General features: G+C 69.0%; 21 protein-coding genes and 1 pseudogene. 5 read left to right on the top strand and 17 right to left on the bottom strand.

Annotation, left to right across the window (positions count from 1 at the left end; translation table 11 throughout):
• Positions 1-13: 13 nt before the first annotated feature.
• The 10 genes from AB8998_RS16120 to dop all read right to left on the bottom strand — a co-directional run bounded on the left by AB8998_RS16120 (position 14) and on the right by dop (position 11,358).
• Positions 14-2,776 (bottom strand): DEAD/DEAH box helicase, encoded by a 2,763-nt coding sequence (locus AB8998_RS16120; protein WP_369738787.1) that lies wholly within the window; start codon positions 2,774-2,776, stop codon positions 14-16.
• A gap of 90 nt (positions 2,777-2,866) precedes the next feature.
• A complete protein-coding gene (gene tatC, locus AB8998_RS16125; RefSeq protein ID WP_369738788.1) occupies positions 2,867-3,835 on the bottom strand; it encodes a twin-arginine translocase subunit TatC in 969 nt (322 codons plus the stop codon).
• A 45-nt stretch (positions 3,836-3,880) separates the two neighbouring features.
• Entirely contained in the window at positions 3,881-4,147 is a 267-nt protein-coding gene (tatA, locus tag AB8998_RS16130; protein WP_369738789.1) for a Sec-independent protein translocase subunit TatA, read from the bottom strand.
• A gap of 85 nt (positions 4,148-4,232) precedes the next feature.
• A complete protein-coding gene (locus tag AB8998_RS16135; RefSeq protein WP_369738790.1) occupies positions 4,233-5,207 on the bottom strand; it encodes a helix-turn-helix transcriptional regulator in 975 nt (324 codons plus the stop codon).
• On the bottom strand, positions 5,204-6,211 hold the full coding sequence (locus AB8998_RS16140; RefSeq protein WP_369738791.1) for a helix-turn-helix transcriptional regulator: 1,008 nt from the start codon (positions 6,209-6,211) through the stop codon (positions 5,204-5,206). The genes AB8998_RS16135 and AB8998_RS16140 overlap by 4 nt, the downstream gene beginning before the upstream one ends.
• Before the next feature lie 56 nt (positions 6,212-6,267).
• Positions 6,268-7,626, bottom strand: a complete 1,359-nt coding sequence (pafA, locus tag AB8998_RS16145; RefSeq protein WP_369738792.1) for a Pup--protein ligase — start codon at positions 7,624-7,626, stop codon at positions 6,268-6,270.
• Positions 7,627-7,865: 239 nt separating this feature from the next.
• Positions 7,866-8,627 (bottom strand): proteasome subunit alpha, encoded by a 762-nt coding sequence (gene prcA, locus AB8998_RS16150; protein WP_369738793.1) that lies wholly within the window; start codon positions 8,625-8,627, stop codon positions 7,866-7,868.
• Entirely contained in the window at positions 8,624-9,502 is an 879-nt protein-coding gene (gene prcB / locus AB8998_RS16155; protein WP_369738794.1) for a proteasome subunit beta, read from the bottom strand. The genes prcA and prcB overlap by 4 nt, the downstream gene beginning before the upstream one ends.
• Complete coding sequence (locus AB8998_RS16160) at positions 9,499-9,693, bottom strand: ubiquitin-like protein Pup (protein WP_369741608.1); 195 nt, start codon at positions 9,691-9,693, stop codon at positions 9,499-9,501. The genes prcB and AB8998_RS16160 overlap by 4 nt, the downstream gene beginning before the upstream one ends.
• Positions 9,694-9,849: 156 nt before the next feature.
• Complete coding sequence (dop, locus tag AB8998_RS16165) at positions 9,850-11,358, bottom strand: pup deamidase/depupylase (RefSeq protein WP_369738795.1); 1,509 nt, start codon at positions 11,356-11,358, stop codon at positions 9,850-9,852.
• Between the two features lie 144 nt (positions 11,359-11,502).
• Here dop and AB8998_RS16170 point away from each other — a divergent pair, with 144 nt between their 5' ends.
• Both AB8998_RS16170 and AB8998_RS16175 read left to right on the top strand, forming a co-directional pair.
• Positions 11,503-12,690 carry a hypothetical protein gene (locus tag AB8998_RS16170; RefSeq protein ID WP_369738796.1) on the top strand — a complete coding sequence of 396 codons (1,188 nt, stop codon included), beginning with the start codon at positions 11,503-11,505 and terminating at the stop codon, positions 12,688-12,690.
• 9 nt (positions 12,691-12,699) lie between these two features.
• Entirely contained in the window at positions 12,700-13,344 is a 645-nt protein-coding gene (locus tag AB8998_RS16175) for a hypothetical protein (RefSeq protein ID WP_369738797.1), read from the top strand.
• A gap of 56 nt (positions 13,345-13,400) precedes the next feature.
• Here AB8998_RS16175 and arc read toward each other — a convergent pair whose 3' ends face one another.
• On the bottom strand, positions 13,401-15,188 hold the full coding sequence (gene arc / locus AB8998_RS16180; protein WP_369738798.1) for a proteasome ATPase: 1,788 nt from the start codon (positions 15,186-15,188) through the stop codon (positions 13,401-13,403).
• Between the two features lie 290 nt (positions 15,189-15,478).
• Between arc and lppK the strand changes: the two genes are divergently transcribed.
• Together lppK and AB8998_RS16190 are read left to right on the top strand one after the other, a co-directional pair.
• Entirely contained in the window at positions 15,479-16,057 is a 579-nt protein-coding gene (gene lppK / locus AB8998_RS16185) for a lipoprotein LppK (protein WP_369738799.1), read from the top strand.
• A gap of 8 nt (positions 16,058-16,065) precedes the next feature.
• Positions 16,066-16,368: a DUF503 domain-containing protein gene (locus AB8998_RS16190; RefSeq protein ID WP_369738800.1), complete on the top strand. Its 303-nt coding sequence runs from the start codon at positions 16,066-16,068 to the stop codon at positions 16,366-16,368.
• Here the strand turns inward: AB8998_RS16190 and trmI are convergent.
• Positions 16,365-17,216: a tRNA (adenine(58)-N(1))-methyltransferase TrmI gene (gene trmI / locus AB8998_RS16195; protein WP_369738801.1), complete on the bottom strand. Its 852-nt coding sequence runs from the start codon at positions 17,214-17,216 to the stop codon at positions 16,365-16,367. The genes AB8998_RS16190 and trmI overlap by 4 nt on opposite strands.
• Before the next feature lie 73 nt (positions 17,217-17,289).
• On the opposite strand from trmI, the gene AB8998_RS16200 reads away from it, so the two are divergent.
• Complete coding sequence (locus AB8998_RS16200; RefSeq protein ID WP_369738802.1) at positions 17,290-18,171, top strand: RecB family exonuclease; 882 nt, start codon at positions 17,290-17,292, stop codon at positions 18,169-18,171.
• Here AB8998_RS16200 and AB8998_RS16205 read toward each other — a convergent pair.
• The 5 genes and pseudogenes from AB8998_RS16205 to metH form a co-directional block, all read right to left on the bottom strand.
• Positions 18,168-19,546 (bottom strand): annotated as a pseudogene (locus tag AB8998_RS16205) (FAD-containing oxidoreductase). The gene AB8998_RS16200 and the pseudogene AB8998_RS16205 sit on opposite strands and share 4 nt — an antisense overlap.
• Positions 19,543-20,025, bottom strand: coding sequence for a DUF4126 domain-containing protein (locus AB8998_RS16210; RefSeq protein WP_369738803.1), 483 nt, complete (start codon positions 20,023-20,025; stop codon positions 19,543-19,545). Before AB8998_RS16210 ends, AB8998_RS16205 begins: the two are co-directional and overlap by 4 nt.
• Before the next feature lie 82 nt (positions 20,026-20,107).
• On the bottom strand, positions 20,108-20,962 hold the full coding sequence (gene hisG / locus AB8998_RS16215) for an ATP phosphoribosyltransferase (protein ID WP_369738804.1): 855 nt from the start codon (positions 20,960-20,962) through the stop codon (positions 20,108-20,110).
• A 2-nt stretch (positions 20,963-20,964) separates the two neighbouring features.
• Complete coding sequence (locus AB8998_RS16220; RefSeq protein WP_144948834.1) at positions 20,965-21,246, bottom strand: phosphoribosyl-ATP diphosphatase; 282 nt, start codon at positions 21,244-21,246, stop codon at positions 20,965-20,967.
• Between the two features lie 97 nt (positions 21,247-21,343).
• Complete coding sequence (metH, locus tag AB8998_RS16225; RefSeq protein WP_369741609.1) at positions 21,344-25,015, bottom strand: methionine synthase; 3,672 nt, start codon at positions 25,013-25,015, stop codon at positions 21,344-21,346.
• Between the last annotated feature and the right edge of the window lie 2 nt (positions 25,016-25,017).

The following is a 25,017-nucleotide window of genomic DNA, read 5'->3' on the forward strand; positions in this document are numbered from 1 at the left end:
GCTCCGGCACAGCCTACCCGGCGTCAACAGCGACGACGCCGCGCCGAACGTCGTTGATGGCGCGCTTGGCGACCGCCCGCAGATCGGCGTCGGGGGCGGCGTTGCGCACCTGGTCGAGCAGGTCGAGCACCTGCCGGCACCAGCGCACGAAGTCTCCCGCCAGCAACGGCGAACCGGTGCCCGTGACGTCCGCGGCGGCCAGCGCCGCCGTCAGGTCACCGGTCCGCGCCCAGCGATAGATGACGTTGACGAAGCCGTCGTCGGGCTCGCGGCTCGGGGCGATGCGGTGGGCCTGCTCGTCGGCGCGCAGCGCGGTCGACATCCGGGACGTCTGCTGCAGCGCCTGCCGCAACCGCTGGGTCGGCACCTCGGCGACGAACCCGGAGCCGGCCCCGTCGCCGCCCCGGGTCTCGTAGAGCACCGCGGAGACCACCGCCGCCAACTCGGCGGGCTTCAATCCCGCCCACGCGTCGGTGCGCAGGCATTCGGCCACCAGCAGGTCGCTCTCGCTGTAGATGCGGGCCAGCAGCCGGCCATGGTCGGTGACGTGGGGATCGGCGGCCGGGCCCTCGATGAAGCCCCGCTCGGTGAGCAGCCCGACGATCCGGTCGAAGGTGCGCGCCAGCGAGTTGGTGGCCGCGGCCACCTTCTTCTCCAGTTGCGCGTTGTCCCGCTCGATGCGCAGGTAGCGCTCGGCCTGACGAACCCGCGCCTCCAGGCCCGGACTGTTGTGCGACGGATGCCGGCGCAGCTGCGCTCGCAACTCCGCGAGCTCCGGATCGTGGAACTCGCCGTCGCCGTCACCGCCGCCACGGCGCCGCGACGGGACGGCCAGTCCGGCCACGGCCGAACGCAGCGCCGATGCCAGATCGCGCCGCACGCGCGGCTGGCGGTGTTCGACGTGCTTCGGCAAGGACATCGACCCGAGCGGACCCGGCGCACCCGAATAGTCCGCCGAGGAGATCCGGCCCGCCCACCGGTGTTCGGTCAGCACCAGGGGCCGCGGATCGTCGCTGTCGCGGGCCGACTCGAGCACCACCGCAAGCCCGCCGCGTCGGCCCTGGGTGATGTTGATGATGTCGCCTTTGCGCAGCGCGGCCAGCGCGTCGCTGGCCGCCTGGCGGCGTTGCAGCCGGGAGGCGCGCGACTGCGCGCGCTCCAATTCGGTGATCCGCGCGCGCAATCGGGCGTAGTCCAGGACCGGCGCCTTCGGCCCACCCAGTTCGGCGGCGATCTCGTCGAGCATCTTGGTGCCCCGCTCGATGCCGCGGACCAGGCCGACGACCGACCGGTCGGCCTGGTACTGGGCAAAGGACTGCTCGAGCAGCTGGTGCGCCTGTTCCGGGCCCATGTGCTGCACCAGGTTGATCGTCATGTTGTAGGACGGCGCGAACGAACTGCGCAGCGGGAAGGTGCGGGTCGACGCCAGGCCGGCCACCGCCGACGGTTCGGTGGTCTCCTCGCTGGGTTGCCAGAGCACCACCGCGTGGCCCTCGACGTCGATGCCGCGCCTGCCGGCGCGCCCGGTCAGCTGCGTGTACTCCCCCGGCGTGAGCGGCACGTGCTGCTCGCCGTTGAACTTCACCAGCCGCTCCAGCACCACCGTGCGGGCGGGCATGTTGATGCCCAGCGCCAGCGTCTCGGTGGCGAACACCGCCTTGACCAGGCCGGCGGCGAACAGCTCCTCGACGGTGTGCCGGAATGCCGGCAGCATGCCGGCATGGTGGGCCGCCAGGCCGCGCAGCAGGCCCTCGCGCCACTCGTAGTAGCCGAGCACCTCCAGGTCGGCGTCGGCCAGATCGCCGCACCGGTGGTCGATCACCTCGGCGATCTGCGCGCGCTCCTCCTGGGTGGTCAGTTGCAGCGGCGAGCGCAGGCATTGGTGGACCGCGGCGTCACACCCCGCCCGGGAGAACACGAACGTGATCGCAGGTAGCAGGCCCTCGGAGTCCAGGGTCGCGATCACGTCGGGCCGGGCGGGCGGGCGGTAGAACCGCGGCCTGCCACCCGGGCGTCCGGAACCGTGGCGGCGGGGACCTCGCCAGTCCGACATCCGGTCCGCCTCCCGGCGGTGTGCGATGTGGCGCAGCAGGTCCGGGTTGACGCGCGGCTCGCGGCTGCCGTCTGGGGGCTCGCCGGCCTCGGAATCGCGGTAGTCGAACAGGTCGTAGAGCCGTTTGCCGACCAGCACGTGTTGCCACAGGGGCACCGGCCGGTGCTCATCGACCACCACCGTCGTGTCGCCCCGCACGGTCTGGATCCAGCCGCCGAACTCCTCGGCGTTGCTCACCGTCGCCGACAGGCTGACCAGGCGCACCTCGTCGGGCAGGTGCAGGATGACCTCCTCCCACACCGGACCACGCATCCGGTCGGCGAGGAAGTGCACCTCGTCCATCACCACGTGGGAAAGCCCATGTAGGGCAGGCGAATTGGCGTAGAGCATGTTGCGCAGCACTTCGGTGGTCATGACCACCACCGGCGCATCGGCGTTGACCGACAGGTCGCCGGTCAGCAGGCCGATGCGGTCGCGGCCGTAGCGCGCCGTCAGGTCGGTGTGCTTCTGGTTGCTGAGCGCCTTGAGGGGCGTGGTGTAGAAGCACTTGCCGCCGGCCGCCAGCGCCAGGTGCACGGCGAATTCGCCGACCACCGTCTTGCCGGCGCCGGTCGGCGCGCAGACCAGCACACCGTGGCCCCGCTCCAGCGCCTCGCAGGCGCGCCGCTGAAAGGCGTCGAGGGCGAACGGCAGCTCGGTGACGAACCGCGCCAGCTCGGTCACGCGGCCGCCCTTGCGCGCCGCGAGGGTGCGCAGAATGCCGGCCCCGGCGGCGTGTCGCCGTACCGACGCGCACACTCGCGGGTGACGAGGCTAAGTGACATCGTCGTGCTGCCCCGTGGTGAACGACGGCTCGGGCACCGGGGGGGTCACCGGGCCGGGCCGCTCGATGACCGAGGCCACGTCGTCGGGAATCTCGGCCTGGGCTTCGCGTCTGGCCTTGCGCTTGTCGTGCAGCCGGGCGATCTGGATGGCGAACTCGAGAAGCACCGACAACGCCACGCCCAGTGCCGTCATCGAGAACGGGTCGGAGCCGGGCGTGAACACCGCCGCGAACACGAACATGCCGAAGATCAGGCCGCGCCGCCAGGCCTTCAGCCGCTGGTAGGTCAGCAACCCGGCCATGTTGAGCATGACGATCAGCAGAGGGAATTCGAAGCTGACCCCGAAGACGACCAGCAGGTTGATCAGAAAGCCGAAGTACCGGTCCCCGGACAGCGCGGTCACCTGCACGTCGCTGCCCACGGTCAGCAGGAAGCCCAGCGCCTTGGACAGTACGAAATAGGCCAGCATCGCGCCGCCGGCGAACAACCCCGCGGCGGGGACGACGAACCCGATCGCGAAGCGACGCTCGTTCCGGTACAGCCCCGGCGTGATGAACGCCCAGAGCTGGTACAGCCACACCGGGCAGGCCAGCACCGCCCCGGCCGTCAACCCGACTTTGAGCCGCAGCATGAACTGGTCGAACGGTGCGGTGGCCAGCAGCCGGCACTGCCCGTCGGCGCTGATGGAGGCCCGCGCCGACGCCGGCAGGGAACAGTAGGGATGGCGCAGCCACTCGCCGAGGCTTTCCATCCCGAAGACCGGGTGCGAATACCAGACGAACCCGAAGATCGTGGTGACCAGGATCGCGGCCAGCGAGACCAGCAGCCGGGTGCGCAACTCGGTCAGGTGGTCGACCAGCGACATCGTCGCGTCGGGATTGGTGCGGCTGCGCCGGTTACGGGGATTGAGCCGCTTCAGCACGGCGGCGGTGCGCGCTGAAACTTTGGAGACGTTCACGACGCCGGGTCAGTGGTGACCGGGCACCACGGGGATGCTGCCGCGCTATGCCGGGCGTGCTTCAGTGTGACCCTGCTCGGTAGCCGCGGGAGGGTCGACTCGCTGCGCTTGCACGGGAGTGGGGTTCGCCGACGATGTGTCGATCGCGGACGCCTCCGATTTGCTCTCGCTCTGCATTTCACGGATCTCGGATTTGAAGATGCGCATCGACTTACCCAGCGAGCGTGCCGCATCGGGGAGCTTCTTGGCACCGAACAGGACGATCACGACCACAGCGAGGATCGCCCAGTGCCACGGACTAAGACTGCCCACGTTCATTACCTCCAGACGTCCACCCGATGCTACCGCAGGGTGGCGCGATGCCGGTGGCTCCGCAGCCCGGCGTGGTAGAGGCCGGTCACGTCTGGTCTTGACCCCGGTAGAGCTCGAGGGCCGCCGCCGCGGCGTCCCGCACCCGCCGCGCCAGCGATTCCGGTTCGAGCACCCGGACGGCCGGGCCGAAGCCCAGCACCAGGCGCGTCATCCACTCGTCGGAGGCGTACGTCATCACGGCCTCGCACGATCCGTCGTCCAGCTCGCGAACCTCCCGCATCGGGTAGTACTCGAACATCCACGACGCCGAGGGCGCCACCCGCAGCCTGGCCGACGGCAGTGCCGGGTCGCCGTCGAACAGCGACGTGTCCGGCGGCGCCTGCCGCGCCGGTTCGGGCGGAGCGGCAGGTTCATCCAGCTCGTGCGCATCCACGATCCGGTCGAAGCGAAACAGCCGGACCCCTTCCGCGTCGCGCGACCATGCCTCGAGGTAGCTGTGGCCGGCGATCAGCAGCACCCGGATGGGGTCGACGACACGGCTGCTCAGGGTGTCGCGTGAGGCCGAGTAGTAATCGATGGCCAGCGCGCGCTGGCCCTGCAGCGCCGTGCGCACCACCGCCGCGACGCGGCTCTCGGCGGGCGCCGGCGCGCCGGTGGCCGCCGAGAGCCGCGGGCCCTGTTGCCCGACGGCTCCGGCGGCGGCCTCGATCTTGGCGATCGCGCTGCGCGCCGCCTCGGGATCGACGACGCCCGGAATGTCGGCCAGTGCCCGCAACGCCACCAACAGGCCGGTCGCCTCGGGCGAGGTGAGCTTGAGCGGCCGGTCGATGCCCGCCGAGAACGTCACCTCGATGGTGTCGCCGGAGAACTCGAAGTCGATGAGGTCACCCGGGAAGTAGCCGGGCAGCCCGCACATCCACAGCTGGTTGAGGTCCTCTTCCAGCTGCTTGTCGGACACACCCAGGCCGGCCGCAGCCTCGGCTCTGGTGATCCGCGGGTGTGCCTGGAAATACGGCACCATGTTGAGCAGCCGGACGAGCCGGGCGGACACGGCTGTCACCGGCCTTCCTCCCCGCCCGCGTGGGCGCGCAACCTGTCCAGCACGTCGTCGCGCAGGGACTGCGGCTCCAGCACGACGGCGTCGGGCCCGTATCCGGCGACGTCGCGCGCCAGACGCTCGGTGGATCCGATGTCCACCTCGATCACCTCGCCGTCGCGGTCGCCCAGCCGGCGCGCGCCCACCGACTTCCCCGCGCGGCGCAGCGCGGTGGCCCGGCCGTCGGCGACCCAGAGCCGGGCCAGCTCGCCCGTCGGGACCTCCGCTCCTGCGCGGGCGATTTTCTCGGCCACGATGCCGCGCAGGTCCACGTCGGCGGGCACGGTGATCGCGCCGCGCGGTCCGATCGGCGTGACCTCGGCCCCGATGCGCGACAGTCGAAAGATGCGCGTGTCGTCGCGGTCGCGGTCGTGCCCGACCAGATACCAGCGACCCTTCTGCGTCACCACGCCCCACGGTTCGACGGTGCGCGTGGTGTAGGGCTCGGCCCGCGACGGGCGATGCGCGAACCGCACCGCCTGCCCCGACTCGATCGCCGACAACAGCACGCCGAGAACGTCCTCCGAACCGCGCAGACTCGGCACCCCCGCCGGCGAGGCGATGGCCACCGGCGCATCCGGATCCACGTCGACGCCGGCGGCGCGCAACTTCAGCAGCGCGCCCTGCGTGGCGGTGACCATCTCCGGCGACTCCCACAGCTGCGTGGCGACCGCGACGGCGGCCGCCTCGTCCGGGGTCAGCTGCACCGGCGGCAAGGCGTAGGCATCCCGGTTGATGCGGTAGCCCTCGGTGGGATCCAGGGCCGACACCCGGCCGACTTCCAGGGGGATGCCCAGATCACGCAGCTCGTTCTTGTCGCGTTCGAACATCCGGGAGAACGCCTCGGCGTTGGGGCTCTCGGTGTAACCCGCCACGCTGGACCTGATCTTCTCCGCGGTGATGTAGCCGCGGGTGGACAGCAAAGCGATGACGAGGTTCATCAGCCGTTCGACTTTCGAGGTCGCCATTTGCCCGAGCCTAAAGCGTCCGCGCGGCCGGCGTCTCCCGCCACGCAGCAGACTCGCTACATGCTCGCGATGAGCCGCTTGACCCGCTCGTCAACCGCCCGGAACGGGTCCTTGCACAGCACCGTGCGCTGCGCCTGATCGTTGAGCTTGAGGTGCACCCAGTCGACGGTGAAGTCGCGGCCCGCGGCCTGTGCGGCGGAGATGAACTCGCCGCGCAGCCGGGCGCGGGTGGTCTGCGGCGGGTTCTCGACGGCGTCGGCGATGTCCTCGTCGGTGGTCACGCGCGTAGCCAGGCCCTTGCGCTGCAGCAGGTCGAACACACCGCGGCCGCGCTTGATGTCGTGGTAGGCCAGGTCCAGCTGGGCGATCTTGGGGTCGGACAGCTCCATGTTGTAGCGGTCCTGGTAGCGCTGGAACAGCTTGCGCTTGATCACCCAGTCGATCTCGGTGTCCACCTTGGCGAAGTCCTGGCTCTCGACGGCATCGAGTTGGCGGCCCCACAGGTCGACGATCTGCTCGACCTGGGCGTTCGGCTCCCGCGTCTGCAGGTGCTCGACGGCGCGGGCGTAGTACTCGCGCTGGATGTCCAGCGCGCTGGCCTGACGACCGCCCGCCAGCCGGACCGGCCGGCGCCCGGTGGTGTCATGGCTGACCTCGCGGATGGCGCGGATGGGATTGTCCAGCGAAAAATCGCGGAACGGAACGCCGGCCTCGATCATCTCCAGCACCAGCGCCGCGGTGCCCACCTTCAGCATGGTGGTGGTTTCGCACATGTTCGAGTCGCCCACGATGACGTGCAGCCGGCGATACTTCTCGGCGTCGGCGTGCGGCTCGTCGCGCGTATTGATGATCGGCCGGCTGCGGGTGGTGGCCGACGAGACGCCCTCCCAGATGTGCTCGGCACGCTGGGACAGACAGAACGTCGCGGCCTTGGGGGTCTGCAGCACCTTGCCGGCCCCGCAGATCAGCTGGCGCGTGACAAGGAACGGCAGCAGCACGTCGGAGATCCGGGAGAACTCGCCGGCCCGCACGATCAGGTAGTTCTCGTGGCAGCCGTACGAATTGCCGGCCGAGTCGGTGTTGTTCTTGAACAGGTAGATGTCGCCGCCGATACCCTCGTCGGCGAGCCGCTGCTCGGCGTCGACCAGCAGGTCTTCCAGAACCCATTCGCCGGCCCGGTCGTGGGTGACCAACTGCACCAGGCTGTCGCATTCAGCGGTCGCGTATTCGGGGTGGCTGCCCACGTCGAGATACAGACGGGCGCCGTTGCGCAAGAAAACGTTGGAGCTGCGCCCCCACGACACCACCCGGCGGAAGAGGTAGCGGGCCACCTCGTCCGGGGACAGCCGGCGATGGCCGTGAAAGGTGCAGGTGACACCGAACTCGGTCTCGATGCCCATGATTCGCCGCTGCACCTTACCGAGCGTACTGGCTGCGGGCGCCACTGGCGCGAAAGCGCGGCGGCAAATGACGTTTTTGCCGACCTTGACGGGTCAAGCAGCGGCGGCGCCGTTCCCGCCGGCGAGGTGCGCGACCACCGGTCAACCGCCGCCGAATGCGGGGATTCACTGCCGATTACGTTGCCACCACGCGGAATTCGGCCAGGGACCCGTCGGCGGCGCCCTCGACCGTCACCCGGCCGCTGCTGTCGAAGCTATTTCGGCGGCTCGCCGCCGCCCGAGTCCCCGTCCGCGGAACCGTTGTCGGATTGCGGTAGGAGCGCGTCCAGCGCGGGTCCGGTGATCCGCCGGAACGCTCGGCGCGGCCGGTTGGCGTCCAAGACCGCGACCTCGAGGCCGGCCACTCCGAGGGAGGACTGATCGTTGCCCGACGTCTCGGCGCTGCCCGCCCGCAGCGCGTTCACGGCGATCCGCACCGCGTCGGAGAGCTCCGAGTTCTCGGTGTAGGACTGCTTGAGCGCGGTGGTGACCGGCTCGGTGGTGCCACCCATCACCACGAAATACGGCTCGTCGGCGATCGACCCGTCGTAGGTGATCCGGTACAGCTCGGGCGGCTTGGTCTCACCGAGATGGGCGACCTCGGCCACACACAACTCGACCTCGTACGGTTTGGCCTGCTCGGTGAAGATCGTGCCCAGCGTCTGCGCGTAGACGTTGGCCAACTGGCGGCCGGTGACGTCCCGGCGGGCGTAGGCGTAACCGCGGGTGTCGGCGAACTGGATGCCGCCGCGGCGCAAATTGTCGAACTCGTTGAACTTGCCCGCGGCCGCGAAACCGACCCGGTCGTACAGTTCGCTGATCTTCTGCAGCAGCCGCGAGGGGTTGTCGGCGACGAAAAGCACGCCGTCGGCGTAGGTCAGCGCCACCACGCTGCGACCGCGCGCGATTCCTTTGCGCGCGAGCTCGCTGCGCTCGCGCATCGCCTGCTCGGGCGAGATGAAATACGGGAAGCTCATGACTCTCCCCACAGGTCTGCGTCCGGGCCGAAAGTGTCGGAGCGCGAACGACTCTCGATGACCTCACGCGCCAGTGCGGCGATGCGCTCTTCGGGCACCTCGACCGCGCCCTCGGCACCGATGGTCGCCGCCGTGGGGTAGATCCCCCGCACCAGGTCCGGACCGCCGGTGGCGGAGTCGTCGTCGGCGGCATCGTAGAGCGCCTCGATGGCCACCCGCAGGGCGGAATCCGCATCGGTCACCTGCGCGTACAACTTCTTCATCGACGACTTGGCGAAGACCGACCCCGATCCCACCGACTGGTAGCCCTCTTCCTCCATGTTCCAGCCGCCGGCGGCGTCGAACGACACGATCCGGCCTGCCTTCTGCGGGTCCGCGGCGTTGATGTCATAACCCGCCAGCAACGGCAGCGCCACGAGGCCCTGCATCGCGGCCCCCAGATTGCCGCGCACCATGGTGGCCAGCCGGTTGACCTTGCCGGGGAACGTCAGCGGCACACCTTCGAGTTTCTCGTAATGCTCGAGTTCGACCGCGTACAGCCGGGCGAACTCGACGGCGATCGCGGCGGTGCCGGCGATCCCGGTCGCGGTGTAGTCGTCGGTGATGTACACCTTGTTGACGTCGCGGCCCGCGATCATGTTGCCCTGCGTGGAGCGCCGGTCACCGGCGATGACGACGCCGCCGGGGTACTTCAGCGCGACGATGGTGGTGCCGTGTGCGAGTTGGCCACCGGCCTGAGCGCCGCCACCAAGGCTGGCCGGCAGCAACTCCGGCGCCTGACGGCGCAGCAGATCGGCAAACGAGGACAAATCGACGGCTGAGGCTTCGGAAAGCGCGGGGTTAGTGGGCAGGCGGTCGGAAAACTGCCAGGTCACTGTCCACCCTTCTGCACGTACGCGCGGACGAAGTCCTCCGCGTTCTCCTCGAGGACGTCGTCAATCTCGTCGAGCAGATCGTCGGTGTCTTCGGCTAATTTCTCGCGGCGCTCCTGGCCCGCGGCCGCGGTGTCGGTGAAGTCGTCGTCATCGCCGCCGCCACCGCCACGCTTGGTCTGCTCCTGCGCCATCGCCGCCTCCTGCATGATAAACAGCCGCGTCACGCGCCTGCTGGTATTTCCCTACCCTACCGTTCCACTCCGACGTTTCCCGGCTCCACACCAGTATTGTCGGCCCGCGTTGGCCGTCGCGCTTCGCACGCCCGCAAACAATCGGGTCCCCCGATATCAGCTGGTCAGCTGCTGGACCAGTTCGGCCGCGCTGTCCACCGAATCCAGCAGCGCCCCGACGTGCGCTTTGCTGCCCCGCAGCGGTTCCAGGGTGGGGATACGGACCAGCGAATCGCCGCCCAGGTCGAATATGACCGAGTCCCAGCTTGCCGCCGCGATGTCGGCACCGAATCTGCGTAGGCATTCGCCGCGAAAGTAGGCACGGGTGTCCGTAGGCGGACTGTCCACGGCGTCGAGTACCTGTTGTTCGCTGACCAGTCGTTTCATGGATCCGCGCGCCACCAACCGGTTGTAGAGGCCCTTGTCCAGCCGGACGTCGGAATATTGCAGATCCACCAGGTGCAGCCGCGGCGCCGACCAGCTCAGGTTCTCCCGCTGCCGAAAACCCTCCAGCAGTCGCAGTTTGGCCGGCCAGTCGAGCAGCTCGGCGCAGTCCATGGGGTCGCGTTCGAGCTGGTCGAGCACGTGCGCCCACGTCTCCACTACGTCGGACGCGCGTGGGTCGGGGTCGCGGCTGTCGACCAGTTTTGCCACCCGGTCCAGGTAAACCCGTTGTAGCGCAAGGCCGGTCATTTCACGGCCGTCGGACAGCGCGACGGTGGCGCGCAGGCCGGGATCGCGGCTGATGGCGTGGACCGCGTGCACCGGCCGGGCCAGGGTCAGGTCGCTGAGGTCTATTCCGTGGGCGGGGCCCTCTTCGATCAAGTCGAGCACGAGCGCGGTGGTGCCCAGCTTGAGGTAGGTCGAGGTCTCGGCGAGGTTGGCGTCTCCGATGATCACGTGCAACCGGCGGTACCTGTCGGCGTCGGCGTGCGGCTCGTCGCGGGTGTTGATGATCCCGCGCTTGAGCGTGGTCTCCAGCCCGACCTCGACCTCGATGTAATCGGAACGCTGCGAAAGCTGGAAGCCCGGCTCGTCACCGGATGGGCCGATGCCCACCCGACCGGAGCCGGTCACCACCTGGCGCGATACCAGAAACGGGGTCAGGCCGGCGATGATCGCCGAGAACGGCGTCTGCCGGCTCATCAGGTAGTTCTCGTGCGCCCCGTAGGAGGCGCCTTTGCCGTCGACGTTGTTCTTGTAAAGCTGCAGTTTCGCGGCGCCCGGCACGCTGGCGACGTGGCGGGCGGCGGCTTCCATCACACGCTCGCCCGCCTTGTCCCAGATCACGGCGTCCAGGGGGTCGGTGCACTCGGGCGCGGAGTACTCCGGGTGGGCGTGGTCAACGTAGAGCCGCGCCCCGTTGGTGAGGATCATGTTGGCCGCGCCGACCTCGTCGGCGTCGACCACCGGCGGCGGACCCGTCGACCTACTCAGATCGAAGCCGCGGGCGTCGCGCAGCGGCGACTCGACCTCGTAGTCCCAGCGGGTGCGTTTGGCGCGCTGAATGCCGGCGGCCGCCGCGTAGGCCAACACCGCCTGGGTCGAGGTGAGGATCGGGTTGGCGGTCGGGTCCGACGGCGACGAGATACCGTACTCGACCTCCGTCCCGATAATCCGTTGCATGCCATAAGCCTAGGCCCGGCGACGAAGCGGCCCGCGAAGCGGGGCGTGAGTAGTCGGCGGCGAAGAGCTGCCCGCGCTCGGTCGCCGCCTGGACGCGGCGGTATCGCCGGCGCGCGGAGCGCGCCGGCCGTAGGGTGAGCCGTCATGGGCCCTCTCAGCCGTCCGCCGGCCGGAGCGTCGGCGGGTGACGCGGCCGAGAGTTGGTTCCTGGCCCGCGGCCTGCCGCTGGTGCTGACACCGCGGGCGCGGGTGCGCCGGCTCTGGCCCCGGTCGGCGCCCGTGTTGGCGGCCTACGCGACGACCGAGGGCTGCGAGCTCGCGATCTGGGTGATCACCGGAGACCGCAACGTCGACATCGTCGGAAACCCGACGGCCGTCGAATGGGGACTGCTGGCCATCCTGGCGGCCATGTTGCCGCTGGCCGCCGTCGTCGGCTGGCTGGTGTCCCGGTTGTCGGGCAGCCGCAGCCGCACGGTTGTCGCGGCCATCGCGGTGGCCTTCGCGACCATCACCGGAACCATCGAAACCGGCCCGATTCACGTGCTGCGGATCGCCGCCCTGGTGGCTCTGGCGCTGCTCTTGACCGCCTCCGGCGTCGGGGCGGTGTTCGCCTGGGCGGTGCGGATGACGTTGTCGCACCTCGCGGCGGTGGGCTCCATGGCGGTGCGGGCCCTGCCCGTCGTGTTGCTGACCGTCCTGGTGTTCCTCAACCCCTATGTCTGGCTCATGGCGGCGACGATCAGCCAGCAGCGGCTCTGGCTGGCGCTGGCGTTTCTCGTCGCCATCGCGGCGGCGTTCGTCGTGTCCGGGAGCCTGGAACGGGTCCGGCCGATGCTGCGGACGACTGCCGCCCCGCCCCACGACTGCGAACGGCTGGCCGACACGCCCTTTGCCGACATGGCGGACCCGCCGGCCAGCCCCCGCCTGACCAGGGCCGAGCGCCTGAACGTCGTGTTCGTGCTCGCCACCTCGCAGCTGGTGCAGATCCTGGTGGTGGCCGCGGTCATCGCCACGATCTTCTTCGTTCTCGGCCTGATCCTGCTCAGCGAACCGCTGCTCGCCGAATGGACCCACAGCAAGGGCTCGACGCACGGCACGCTGCTGACGATGACGGTCCCGGTGCCGCAGCCGCTGATCAACACCTGCCTCTTCCTCGTCGCGCTGGCGTTCATGTACATCGGTGCCCGTGCGGTCGGCGACGGCGAATACCGGTCCACCTTCCTCGACCCCTTGATCGACGATCTGCACGTCACCCTGATCGCGCGCAACCGCTACCGCGGTGCCGTCGCTGCGCCGGCGCCAGCTGTTGACGCGGCCTATGGCAGTGACTAACTTCACCGTGTGTCAGCCCCCGAATCCGACCACGTAGCGAATCAACAGGCAACCGATCTGGCCGGGAAGCGTTACGGCGAAGTGCTTCTCGTGAAGGTCGGCGAGTCCGGCCCCCGGGCCACCGTGTACAACAGCTTCCCGCTCAACGACTGCCCCGCCGAGCTGTGGTCCGCGCTCGACCCTCAGGCCATCGCCGCCGAGCACGGCGCGGCCGCCGCATTGCTCAACGGCCCGCGCTACTGGCTGATGGATGCGATCGAAAAGCAGCCGCAGGGCCAGCAGGAGACGGAGACCTTCGGCGGGATCGAGATGATCCGCCAGGCCACGGTCGCGATGTCGTCGATGAACCCGGCTCCCTACAGCCTCAACGAGGTGGACCGCAACACGGTCTTCGTCTTCAACGCCGGCTCCGAGGTCTACGAGCTGATCGACCCCGAAGGCCGGCGCTGGGTCATGCAGACCTACAGCCAGGTCGCCGATCCCAACCTGTCCCGGGCGGACCTGCCCGGCCTGGCCGAACGGCTCAATCTGCCCGAAGGCTGGAGCTACCAACCGCGGGTGCTCACCGAGACCCTGCGCATCGACACCACGACCCGGCCGGCCAAGGTCACCCAGGACGACCTGACCAACAGCTACTCGCTCGCCGAAACATAAAGCCATGCGCCCACGCCGCGGCGTGGGCGCATGGCTTTTGTTTCGCGGTGGCGGCCTTAGAGGTACTGACCGAGGTTGGATTCGGTGTCGATGGCGCGCGACGCGCTCGATGACTTGCCGGTGACCAGGGTGCGGATGTAGACGATCCGCTCACCCTTCTTGCCCGAAATCCGCGCCCAGTCATCGGGGTTAGTGGTGTTGGGCAGGTCCTCGTTCTCGGCGAACTCGTCGACGATCGAGTCGAGCAGATGCTGGATCCGCAGACCCGGTTGGCCGGTTTCGAGCACAGACTTGATGGCGTTCTTCTTCGCCCTGTCGACGACGTTCTGGATCATCGCCCCGGAGTTGAAGTCCTTGAAATACATGACTTCCTTGTCACCGTTGGCGTAGGTGACCTCCAGGAACCGGTTGTCGTCGATCTCGGCGTACATCCGGTCGACGACCTTCTCGATCATCGCCTTGATGCAGGCGCCTCGGTCACCGTCGAACTCCGCCAGGTCGTCGGCGTGCACCGGCAGCGACTCGACCAGGTACTTCGAGAAGATGTCCTGTGCCGCTTCGGCATCGGGGCGTTCGATCTTGATCTTCACGTCGAGGCGGCCGGGCCGCAGGATCGCCGGGTCGATCATGTCCTCGCGGTTGGAGGCGCCGATCACGATGACGTTCTCCAGCCCCTCCACGCCGTCGATCTCGCTCAAAAGCTGCGGGACGACGGTCGTTTCGACGTCCGAGGAGACCCCGGTGCCGCGGGTGCGGAAGATCGAGTCCATCTCGTCGAAGAACACGATCACCGGCGTTCCCTCCGACGCCTTCTCGCGGGCCCGCTGGAAAATCAGCCGGATGTGCCGCTCGGTCTCGCCGACGAACTTGTTGAGCAGCTCCGGGCCCTTGATGTTGAGGAAGTACGACTTGGCCTCGCGGGCGTCGTCGCCGCGCACCTCGGCCATCTTCTTGGCCAACGAGTTGGCCACCGCCTTGGCGATCAGCGTCTTACCGCAGCCGGGCGGGCCGTAGAGCAGCACGCCCTTGGGCGGACGCAGCGCGTACTCCCGGTACAGCTCCTTGTGCAGGAACGGCAACTCGACCGCGTCGCGAATCTGCTCGATCTGGCGGGTCAGCCCACCGATGTCGGAGTAGCTGACGTCGGGCACCTCCTCCAGGACCAGGTCTTCGACCTCGGCCTTGGGGATGCGCTCGAAGGCATAGCCGGCCTTGGTGTCGACCAGCAGCGAGTCACCCGGGCGCAGCTTGCGGGGCTTGGTGTCGTCGTTCAGAGCGTCGGGAACACCGTCGGGCAGGTCCTCGGCGACCAGCGGCTCGGCGAGCCACACGATGCGCTCCTCGTCGGCGTGGCCGACGACCAGGGCCCGGCTACCGTCGGCCAGCACCTCGCGCAAAGTCGAGATCTCACCGACCGATTCGAACGTGCCGGCCTCGACGACGGTCAGGGCCTCGTTGAGCCGGACCGTCTGGCCCTTCCGCAGCGACGTGGGGTCGATGTTGGGAGAGCACGTCAAGCGCATCTTGCGGCCGGACGTGAAGACGTCGACCGTGTCGTCTTCGTGTGCGCCCAACAGCACGCCGTAGCCGCTGGGCGGCTGGCCGAGCCGGTCGACTTCCTCGCGCAACGCCAGCAGTTGCTGGCGGGCTTCTTTGAGGGTTTCCATCAACTTGGAGTTGCGGGCCGCCAGAGAGTCGATACGGGCCTCGAGTTGATGCACGTCTCGTGCGGTGCGGCCGCCGCCCTGCGTACCGACCGCCTGCTCGAGTTGCTCGCGAAGCAGCGCCGCCTCACGCCGTAGTTGTTCCAACTCGGCAGCATCAGAACGCTCTGAGTCACCCATGTTGCGCTCCTTTCCCACACCAGGAATTGGTGCAGCGGATACTTCAACGCTACCGGCGATTGGCGCTTGATGTGCGGAACCGAATGCCGCCAAAAGTTAAAACTGTGATGCCGCTGGTAACGTCGCCTTGCATTCGGGTGGATCGAAAGGGAAGGCGTGACCACAAACCCCCTCGCCACGGGCCCAGCCGCCCTCGCCGTTCCCGGCGCGGGAGCCGCCGGTGTGACGTCCGTTGCATCCGGCGGTGCGGTCTCCGACGCGGACACGCGGCGCCGGGGCTGACCGACTGGATGCGCCGGCAACTCTGCGTTGCGCTGGCCACCGTGGCCGCGTTCGGGCTCTCGGCATGTTCGCCCTCCAAGCCGACGGTGTCGTTGCCGCCGTCGTCGCGGGCCGCACCGGCATCGCCGACGTCGCCGCCTGCGGTGGTCGCTCCCCCGGCGGTCCCGTTGCCCGCACCCCCGGCGCTGACCGACGTGCTGAGCCGGCTCGCCGACCCCAACGTCCCCGCCGCCGAGAAGGTGAACCTCATCGAAGGCGCCACGCCCGAGAATGCGGGGACCCTGGAAAAGTTCACCACCGCGCTGCGCGACAACGGCTACCTGCCGATGACCTTCGCAGCCAACGACATCGCGTGGTCGGACAAGAACCCCTCGAACGTCAAGGCCATGGTCACCGTCAACACCGCCAAGGCGGACAACGGCAACTTCACCTTCCCCATGGAGTTCACGCCCTCCCAGGACGGCTGGCAGTTGTCGCGGCGGACCGCGGAGATGCTGTTGGCCCTGGGCAAGTCGTCGGCGCCGACGGCCTCGGCCCCACCGGCCCCGCCCCCCGCGCAGGCTCCGGCCCCGGCCCCACCGAGGTGATCAGCGGGATGTGGATCGGCTGGCTCGAATTCGACGTGCTGCTGGGCGACGTGCGATCGCTCAAACAGAAGCGGTCGGTGGTCCGCCCGGTGGTCGCCGAGCTGCAGCGCAAGCTCAGCGTGTCGGCGGCCGAAACCAACTCCCCCGAGTTGCATCGCAGGGCCGGCATCGGGGTGGCCATGGTGTCGGGCGACCGCAGCCATGCGGTCGAGGTCCTGGATGCCGCCGAACGTCTGGTTGCCGCGCATCCCGAGTTCGAGCTGCTATCGGTGCGACGGGGTCTGCACCGCAGCGACGACTGGTCCGGCTAGCCGTCGCGTCCCGGCCGCTTGCGGCCCAGCGGCGCCGGGGCCACCGCGCCGGGAGCGAGCCGGCGCGTGAAGATCAGGAACGCGGTGTGCCCGCGCATCGTGTGTTGCGGCCGCACCGCCAGGCCCACGACGTTCCAGCCGCGCTGCAGCGTCTCCCACGCGCGCGGCTCGGTCCAGCATTGCTGCGCCCGCAGCGCCTCCACCGCCTTCGACAGCTGGGGCACGGTGGCGACGTAGACGATCAGGACCCCGCCGGCGACCACAAGCCGCGCCACCGCGTCCAGCACCTCCCAGGGCGCGAGCATGTCGAGGACCGCGCGGTCGAAGGAGCCATCGGGGAGGTCCGACTCGCCGACGTCGCCGACGATCAACTGCCAGTTCGCGGGCGGCCGGCCCGCATCGCCGTGAAAGGCGGCCACGTTGCGCCGCGCGTGCTCGGCGTGGTCGGCGCGCTGTTCGTAGGAGACCACCCGCCCGTCGGGCCCGACGGCGCGCAGGAGCGAAAGGGTCAGCGCGCCGGACCCGGCTCCGGCCTCCAACACCCGGGCGCCCGGGAAGATGTCGCCCTCGTGCACGATCTGGGCGGCGTCCTTGGGGTAGATCACCTGCGGCCCGCGGGGCATCGACATCACGTAGTCGACGAGCAGGGGGCGCAGCACCAGGAACAGGGCGCCGTTGCTGGATTTGACGACGCTGCCCTGTTCCAGGCCGATCAGCGCGTCGTGCGCGATCGAGCCGCGGTGGGTGTGGAACTCGGCACCGGGTGTGAGCGACAGCGTGTAGTGCCGGCCCTTGGCGTCGGTGAGCTGGACGCGCTCCCCGCTGGTGAACGGACCGGTGGCAAACACGCGGTCCAGCGTGCCAGCCGACTCGCCGGTGCCGGTGCCCGGGGTTGTCGGCGCCCGGTCCTAGGCTGCGGGCATGACCGTCGAGCCGGAGACACGCCCGTCGCGGCCGGCTTCAAGACCGGCGCTGTCGCCGTCGCGGGCGGCGGACTTCAAGCAGTGCCCGCTGCTGTACCGGTTCCGGGCGATCGACCGGTTGCCCGAGGCCCCGTCGGCGGCCCAGCTGCGGGGCTCGGTGGTGCACGCCGCCCTGGAACAGCTCTACGGCCTGCCCGCGGGGCGGCGCGGGCCCGACACGGCACGGTCGCTGGTGGAGTCCGCGTGGGAACACGTGGTCGCGGCGGAGCCCGACCTGGCCGGCGAGTTCGATACCGACCAGCGGATCCGGCTGATCGAGGAGGCCCGCGACCTGCTCTCCGGCTACTACCGGCTCGAGGACCCGACCCGGTTCGACCCGCAGTGCTGCGAGGAGCGGGTGGAGGTCGAGCTCGCCGACGGCACGCTGCTGCGCGGCTTCATCGACCGCATCGACGTCGCCGCCACCGGCGAGGTGCGGGTGGTGGACTACAAGACCGGCAAGGCGCCGCCGGCCGCGCGGGCGATGGCGGAGTTCAAGGCGATGTTCCAGATGAAGTTCTACGCCGTGGCGCTGCTGCGTTCCCGCGGTGTGCTGCCCGCCCGGCTGCGCCTGATCTACCTCGCCGACGGACAGGTGCTGGACTATTCGCCGGATCACGAGGAGCTGCTGCGCTTCGAAAAGACGCTGATGGCGATGTGGCGCGCCATCCAATCTGCCGGTCAGACCGGCGATTTCCGGCCCAAGCAGTCACGGCTGTGCGACTGGTGCCCCCACCAGCAGCACTGCCCGCTCTTCGGCGGAACTCCCCCACCCTACCCCGGATGGCCGGAAAGCTTTGCGGCCGTTGATGTTTCGCCGCGCACCTCACCGGCGGCCTAATCCGATCGGGTGAGCGGCGAGAGCTCCTGCAACATCGTGGGGACGAGCTCGCTGACGGTGGGGTGGATGTGCATGGTGCGCGCCAGCGTGGTGTAGGGCGCGCCGGCGGACATGACGTCCAGGATGGCGTGAATCGCCTCGTCGCCGCCGACCCCCAGGATGGCCGCCCCCAGGATTTGCTCGGTGTCGGTGTCGACGACGATCTTCATGAAGCCTTGCGTCTCACCCTTTTCCACCGCCCTGCCCACCCGCGTCATCGGCCGCGTGCCGACCAGCGCCCTGCAGCTCGACGCACGGACCTGCGCGAGAGTCATGCCGGCCGGCCCAGCGGTGGATCGATGTACAGCGCGTAGGTGGTGATCCGGTCGCTCACGCGCCGCGGGTCGCCGTCGAGGAGGTTGGCGGCCACGATCTCGAAGTCGTTGCAGGAGGTATGGGTGAACGCGCCCCTGCCGTTGCAGTCGCCCATCGCCCAGATGTGATCGGCGCTGGTCTTGAGCCCGTCGTCGACCAATACGTAGCCGCGGTCGACGGTCTGCACGCCGGCCGCTTCCAGGCCCAGGTCGTCGGTGTTGGGCCGCCGCCCCGCCGCCAGCAGCAGGTGGGTGCCCGCGACCGGTGCGGCACCGGGGCCCGGCGTGAGGTCGAACCCTTTGTCGCTCTTGGTGATTCGCACGTCGTCGGCGCCGAGGAGGACCTCGACTCCTTCGTTCTCGAGGATGCCCAGGATGGCCGCCGACACGTCTTGGTCTTCGCGGGACGCCAGCCTGGGGCCCCGCTCGACCACGGTGACCCGGGACCCGAAGCGCCGGTACATCTGCGCGAACTCCAGCGCGATCTAGCTGCCACCCACGACGACCAGATGGGTTGGCAGCGTGTCTAATTCGAGGATCGAGACGTTGGTGAGATAGTCGACGCCGGACAGTCCCGGAATGTCGGGCACCACCGCACGGCCGCCGACGTTGAGGAAGATCCGCTCGCCGCGCAGCAGGTCGTCGCCGACCCGCAGGGTGTGCGGATCCACGAAACGGGCGTGACCGCGGACGACGGTGCAGCCGTCCATGTCGGCCAGCCAGCTCTCGACGCCGTGGCGGTCGGCGAGCATGATCTCGTCCTTGCGCGCCTTGACCTTCGCCATGTCCACGCGCACCGGTCCGGTCACGACGCCGTACTCCGCCCCGCGACGCGCCACCTGCGCGGCCCGCGCGCTGGCCACCAGCGTCTTGGTGGGGATGCACCCGGTGTTGACGCAGGTGCCCCCGACGAGTTTGCGCTCGACGACGGCGACGCGCTGCCCGGCGGCAGTCAGCCGACCGGCCAGCGGCGGCCCCGCCTGGCCGGCACCGACGATGATCGCGTCGAAACGCTCCGTCACAGGCTGGCCGTCAGCGCCAGGATCGCGAACCCACCGACCGCCGCGACCGCGTCCTCCAACAGCGCGATCGGCAGGTCCTGCCCGCCGCGGGACTCCACCAGCCGCCGGCGCGTCTGGTAGCCGCCCATGGTCCCGATCACGGCCCCGATCACACCGCAGCCGAGCGCGGAGAAGGTGTAGTGCCACGCGGCGCCGATCACCGCGGCGGCGAACGCGCCCATCGTGATGCGCCCGGCGAAGGCCGGCGGCGCGGTGCGCGGCGGTGTCTTCGGGAGTTTGTCGGTAACGAGTTCGGCGATCGCCAGGACGGTGACGATCGCGACCGTGATGCCGTTGCCCATCCAGAACGCCCAGGTGGACTGCAGGTCGATCCACCCGAGCATGGCGGCCCAGGCGACGACGGCGGGAGCCGTCAGGGAACGCAAGCCGGCGACGACGCCGATCAGCAAGGCCATCAGCAAAACGAGCACATGCAACACGGGCCCTCCCGGGGACTAAGGCGACGCGGGTGGCGGCTCAGCTACGCGGACGCTAACACAGCCGCGCGAGCCGCACCCGCCGTCAGAACCGGCAAAACCGGATGTCAGAGGCGAGGATCGCCTTGGCGCCGATCGCGGCGAGCTCGTCCATGACCTCGTTGACGCCCCGTCGTGGCACCAGCGCGCGGATGGCGACCCAGGCCGGGTCGGCGAGCGGCGCGATGGTCGGCGACTCCAGCCCCGGCGTGATCGAGGTGGCCTGGTCCAACACCGAGCGCGGGCAGTCGTAGTCGAGCATCAGGTACTGCTGGCCGAACACCACACCCTGGATCCGGGCCACCAGCTGGTCGCGTGCCGCCCTGGCCTGCTGGGCGTCGTAGTCCATGCTCTCGATCAGCACCGCCTCCGAATCGCACAGCGGCTCACCGAAGGCGACGAGGTGGTGCAGGCTCAGGGTGCGCCCGGACCCCACCACGTCGGCGATGGCGTCGGCGACCCCGAGTTGCACCGAGATCTCCACCGCGCCGTCGAGCCCGATGACGGTCGCCTCGATTCCCCGCTCGGCCAGATCTTTCCGGACCAGGTTCGGGTAGGCGGTCGCGATGCGTTTGCCGGCCAGGTCGGCCATCGTCCACTTGCGACCCGCCGGCCCGGCGTAGCGGAAGCTCGACGACCCGAAGCCGAGCGCCAGGCACTCGCGCACCGCCGCACCGGAATCGCACACCAGGTCGCGTCCGGTGATCCCGAAATCGAGTTCTCCCGAACCGACATAGATCGCAATGTCTTTGGGGCGCAGGAAGAAGAACTCGACCTGGTTGACGGGGTCGAGGACCGTCAGGTCCTTGGGGTCGCTGCGGCGACGGTAGCCGGCCTCCGCGAGGATTTCGGAGGCCGGCTCGCTCAGCGAACCTTTGTTGGGAACCGCGACGCGCAACATGCTCACAGCTTCCGGTAGATGTCGTCGAGGGACAGTCCGCGCGCGATCATCAGCACCTGCGTCCAGTACAGCAGTTGGCTGATCTCCTCGGCCAGGGCGTCGTCGGGTTCGTGCTCGGCGGCCAGCCAGACCTCGCCGGCCTCCTCGAGGATCTTCTTGCCCAGCCCATGCACCCCGCCGTCCAGCGCGGCGACCGTGGCGCTGCCGGCCGGTCGGGTGCGGGCGCGGTCGCCGAGTTCGGCGAAAAGATCCTCGAAGGTTTTCACGGCCAGCGATTCTGTCATGCTGCGCCCGCCGCGCTCGTCGCGAGGGTGCGCAGAATGCCACCCTCACCGGCGTGTCCCCGTACAAACACGCGCGCTCGGCGGCCGGGCGAGGGGCTCAGTCCTCCGGGTTGTAGCCGAGGTTCGGGCCCAGCCAGCGCTCGGCCTCCCGCAGGGTCCAGCCCTTGCGCTTCGCGTAGTCGGCGACCTGGTCCTGGGCCATCCGACCGATCACGAAGTACTGCGACTGCGGGTGCGAGAAATACCAGCCGCTGACGGCGGCGCCGGGCCACATCGCCATCGACTCGGTCAACTCGATACCGGTCCGCTCCTTGACCTCCATCAACTCCCAGAGCGTCAGCTTCTCGGTGTGCTCCGGGCAGGCCGGGTAGCCAGGGGCCGGGCGGATCCCGACGTACTTCTCGTCGATGAGCGCCGCGTTGTCCAACTGCTCGTCGGGCTGGAATCCCCAAAACTCCTTGCGGACCCGTTGGTGCATCCGTTCGGCGAACGCCTCTGCCAGCCGGTCGGCGATCGACTCCAGCAGGATCGCGCTGTAGTCGTCGTTGGCCGCCTTGAACTCCGCGATCTTGTCCCCGCCGCCCAGGCCCGCGGTGACGGCGAAGGCGCCGACGTAGTCGGCCAGGCCGGTGTCCTTGGGCGCGATGTAGTCACTTAGCGACCGGTTCGGGATGCCGTCCCGGTGCTCGCCCTGCTGGCGCAGGTTGTGCAACGTGGTCAGCACCTTGGTGCGGGTGTCGTCGGTGTAGACCTCGATGTCGTCTCCGACCGCGTTCGCCGGGAAGAAGCCGATCACCCCGTTGGCGGTCAGCCACTTCTCCTTGATCAGGGTGTCGAGCATCTCCTGGGCCTCGTCGTAGAGCTTGCGGGCGGCCTCGCCGGTGGAGGGGTTGTTGAGGATGTCGGGGAAACGGCCCTTCATCTCCCAGGCGTTGAAGAACGGCTGCCAGTCGATGTAATCGCGCAACTCGGCGAGGTCATAGTCGTGAAACTCCCGCACGCCGAGCCCTTGGGCGGGTACCGGCGGCGTGTAGCCGTCCCACTCGATCGGCGTCCGGTTGGCGCGGGCCTTCTCCAGCGTCAGCATCGGCCGCTCGTTCTTCTGGGAGTGCCGTTCGCGCAGCGATGCGTAGTCCTGCTCGGTGGCCTCCAGCAGCGCCGGACGCTGCTTGTCGTCCAGCAGCGCGGCGGCGACCGGCACCGAGCGGGATGCGTCCTTGACCCACACCACCGGGCCGCTGCGGCGCGGCGCCACCTTCACGGCCGTGTGGGCGCGCGAGGTGGTCGCCCCGCCGATCAGCAACGGGATATCCAGCCCCTCGCGTTCCATCTCGGCGGCGAAGTTGACCATCTCGTCCAGCGACGGGGTGATCAGCCCGGACAGCCCGATGATGTCGGCGTCGTGCTCCTTCGCCGCGGCCAGAATCTTCTCGGCGGGCACCATCACCCCGAGGTCGATCACCTCGAAGTTGTTGCACTGCAACACGACCCCGACGATGTTCTTGCCGATGTCGTGCACGTCGCCCTTCACGGTCGCCATCACGATGGTGCCGCTGGTGTCCTTGGCCTCGGGAGCCCCAGCCGTGCCGTTCTGCTCTTTCTCCGCCTCGATGAACGGCAGCAGGTACGCCACGGCCTTCTTCATCACCCGGGCCGACTTGACGACCTGGGGCAAAAACATCTTGCCCGAGCCGAACAGGTCACCGACGACGTTCATTCCGTCCATCAGCGGGCCCTCGATCACCTCGATCGGGCGGCCACCGGCGGCGGCGATCTCGGCCCGCAACTCCTCGGTGTCGTCATCGACGTGGGCATCGATGCCCTTGACCAGGGCGTGCGTGATCCGCTCGCGGACCGGCAGGTTGCGCCATTCGGCGGTCGCCGGGCCCTCGCTCTTCTCCGAGGAGTTGAACCGCTCGGCAATCTCCAGGAGCCGTTCGGCAGCATCCTCGCGACGGTTCAGGACGACGTCCTCGATCCGGTCCCGCAGCTCCGGGTCGATCGAGTCGTAGGGCACCAGCGCACCGGCGTTGACGATGCCCATGTCCAGGCCGGCCTTGATGGCGTGGAACAAAAACACCGCGTGGATCGCCTCGCGGACGGGATTGTTGCCCCGGAACGAAAACGACACGTTCGAGATACCGCCGGAAATGTGCACGCCGGGCAGGTTCTCCTTGATCCAGGCGCAGGCCTCGATGAAGTCGATCCCGTAGGTCGCGTGCTCCTCGATACCGGTCGCCAGCGCGAAGCAGTTCGGATCGAAGATGATGTCCTCGGCCGGGAAGCCGACCTCTTCGGTCAGGATCCGGTAGGCGCGCCCGCAGATCTGTTTGCGGCGCTCCAGATTGTCGGCCTGCCCCTGCTCGTCGAAGGCCATCACGACGACGGCGGCGCCGTACTTGCGGCACAACCGCGCCTCGCGGACGAACTTCTCCTCGCCCTCCTTCAGGGAGATCGAGTTCACGATCGGCTTGCCCTGCACGTTCTTCAGGCCCGTCTCGATGACCTCCCACTTGGAGGAGTCGATCATCACCGGGACGCGGCTGATGTCCGGTTCGGCCGCGACCAGCTTGGTGAACCGGTCCATCGCGGCGACGCCGTCGATCATGCCCTCGTCCATGTTGATGTCGATGACCTGCGCACCGACCTCGACCTGCTGCAGGGCGACCGACAGCGCGGTGTCGTAGTCCTCGGCCTTGATCAGGTTGCGGAACCGGGCCGAGCCGGTGATGTTGGTGCGCTCACCGATGTTCACGAACAGAGACTCGTCGGTGATGTTGAGCGGTTCGAGACCCGCAAGCCGGGTGGCCAACGGGATCTTCGGCACCTCGCGCGGCGGCTTGCCCTCGACGACCTTGGCGATCTCGGCGATGTGCGGCGGCGCCGTCCCGCAACACCCACCGACCAGGTTGACCAGGCCGGCGTCGGCGAAATCGGCGATGTAGCTCGCCTGACGTTCCGGGGACTCGTCGTACTCGCCGAAGGCGTTGGGCAGTCCGGCGTTCGGGTAGCAGGAGACGAAGGTGTCCGCGATCCGCGACACCTCGGCGATGTAGGGGCGCATCTCCGGCGCACCCAGGGCGCAGTTGAGGCCGACCGCGAGCGGCTTCGCGTGCCGGATCGAGTTCCAGAACGCCTCGGTGACCTGACCGGACAACGTCCGCCCGGAAGCGTCGGTGATCGTGCCCGAGATGATCAACGGCCAGCGGCGTCCGCGCTCCTCGAACAGCGTCTCGACGGCGAACACCGCCGCCTTGGCATTCAGCGAATCGAAGATCGTCTCAATGATGAGCAGGTCGACACCGCCGTCGACCAGCCCGTTGGCGGATTCGAGGTAGGCGGCGACCAGCTGGTCGTAGGAGACGTTGCGGGCCCCGGGGTCGTTGACGTCCGGCGAGATCGACGCGGTCCGCGTGGTCGGCCCGATTGCTCCGGCCACGTAGCGGGGCTTGTCCGGGGTGCTGAACTCGTCGGCGGTCCTGCGGGCCAGTGCGGCGCCGGCGTAGTTCAGCTCGTAGCTCAAATCGGACATGTCGTAGTCGGCGAGCGAGATCGCATTCGCGTTGAACGTGTTGGTCTCCAGGATGTCGGCGCCCGCCTCGAGGTACTCGCGGTGAATCCCGGCGATGATGTGCGGCTGCGTCAGGCTGAGCAAGTCGTTGTTGCCCTGGAGAGCGGTAGGCCACTCCGTGAACCGGTCGCCGCGGTAACCGGCCTCGTCCGGCCGGTCGCGCTGAATCGCCGTGCCCATCGCGCCGTCGATCACCATGA

The organism is Mycobacterium sp. HUMS_12744610, assembly GCF_041206865.1.
GTDB classification, from domain to species: domain Bacteria; phylum Actinomycetota; class Actinomycetes; order Mycobacteriales; family Mycobacteriaceae; genus Mycobacterium; species Mycobacterium servetii.

Excerpts from the sequence above, each read along its gene's own strand:
- lppK (WP_369738799.1), top strand. The coding sequence starts at position 15,479 with ATGCGCCGGCAACTCTGCGTTGCGCTGGCCACCGTGGCCGCGTTCGGG.
- dop (WP_369738795.1), bottom strand. The coding sequence starts at position 11,358 with ATGCAACGGATTATCGGGACGGAGGTCGAGTACGGTATCTCGTCGCCG.
- hisG (WP_369738804.1), bottom strand. The coding sequence starts at position 20,962 with ATGTTGCGCGTCGCGGTTCCCAACAAAGGTTCGCTGAGCGAGCCGGCC.
- AB8998_RS16160 (WP_369741608.1), bottom strand. The coding sequence starts at position 9,693 with ATGGCGCAGGAGCAGACCAAGCGTGGCGGTGGCGGCGGCGATGACGAC.
- AB8998_RS16170 (WP_369738796.1), top strand. The coding sequence starts at position 11,503 with ATGGGCCCTCTCAGCCGTCCGCCGGCCGGAGCGTCGGCGGGTGACGCG.
- AB8998_RS16220 (WP_144948834.1), bottom strand. The coding sequence starts at position 21,246 with ATGACAGAATCGCTGGCCGTGAAAACCTTCGAGGATCTTTTCGCCGAA.
- AB8998_RS16200 (WP_369738802.1), top strand. The coding sequence starts at position 17,290 with ATGACCGTCGAGCCGGAGACACGCCCGTCGCGGCCGGCTTCAAGACCG.
- AB8998_RS16140 (WP_369738791.1), bottom strand. The coding sequence starts at position 6,211 with ATGGCGACCTCGAAAGTCGAACGGCTGATGAACCTCGTCATCGCTTTG.
- prcA (WP_369738793.1), bottom strand. The coding sequence starts at position 8,627 with ATGAGCTTCCCGTATTTCATCTCGCCCGAGCAGGCGATGCGCGAGCGC.
- metH (WP_369741609.1), bottom strand. The coding sequence starts at position 25,015 with ATGGTGATCGACGGCGCGATGGGCACGGCGATTCAGCGCGACCGGCCG.
- arc (WP_369738798.1), bottom strand. The coding sequence starts at position 15,188 with ATGGGTGACTCAGAGCGTTCTGATGCTGCCGAGTTGGAACAACTACGG.
- AB8998_RS16190 (WP_369738800.1), top strand. The coding sequence starts at position 16,066 with ATGTGGATCGGCTGGCTCGAATTCGACGTGCTGCTGGGCGACGTGCGA.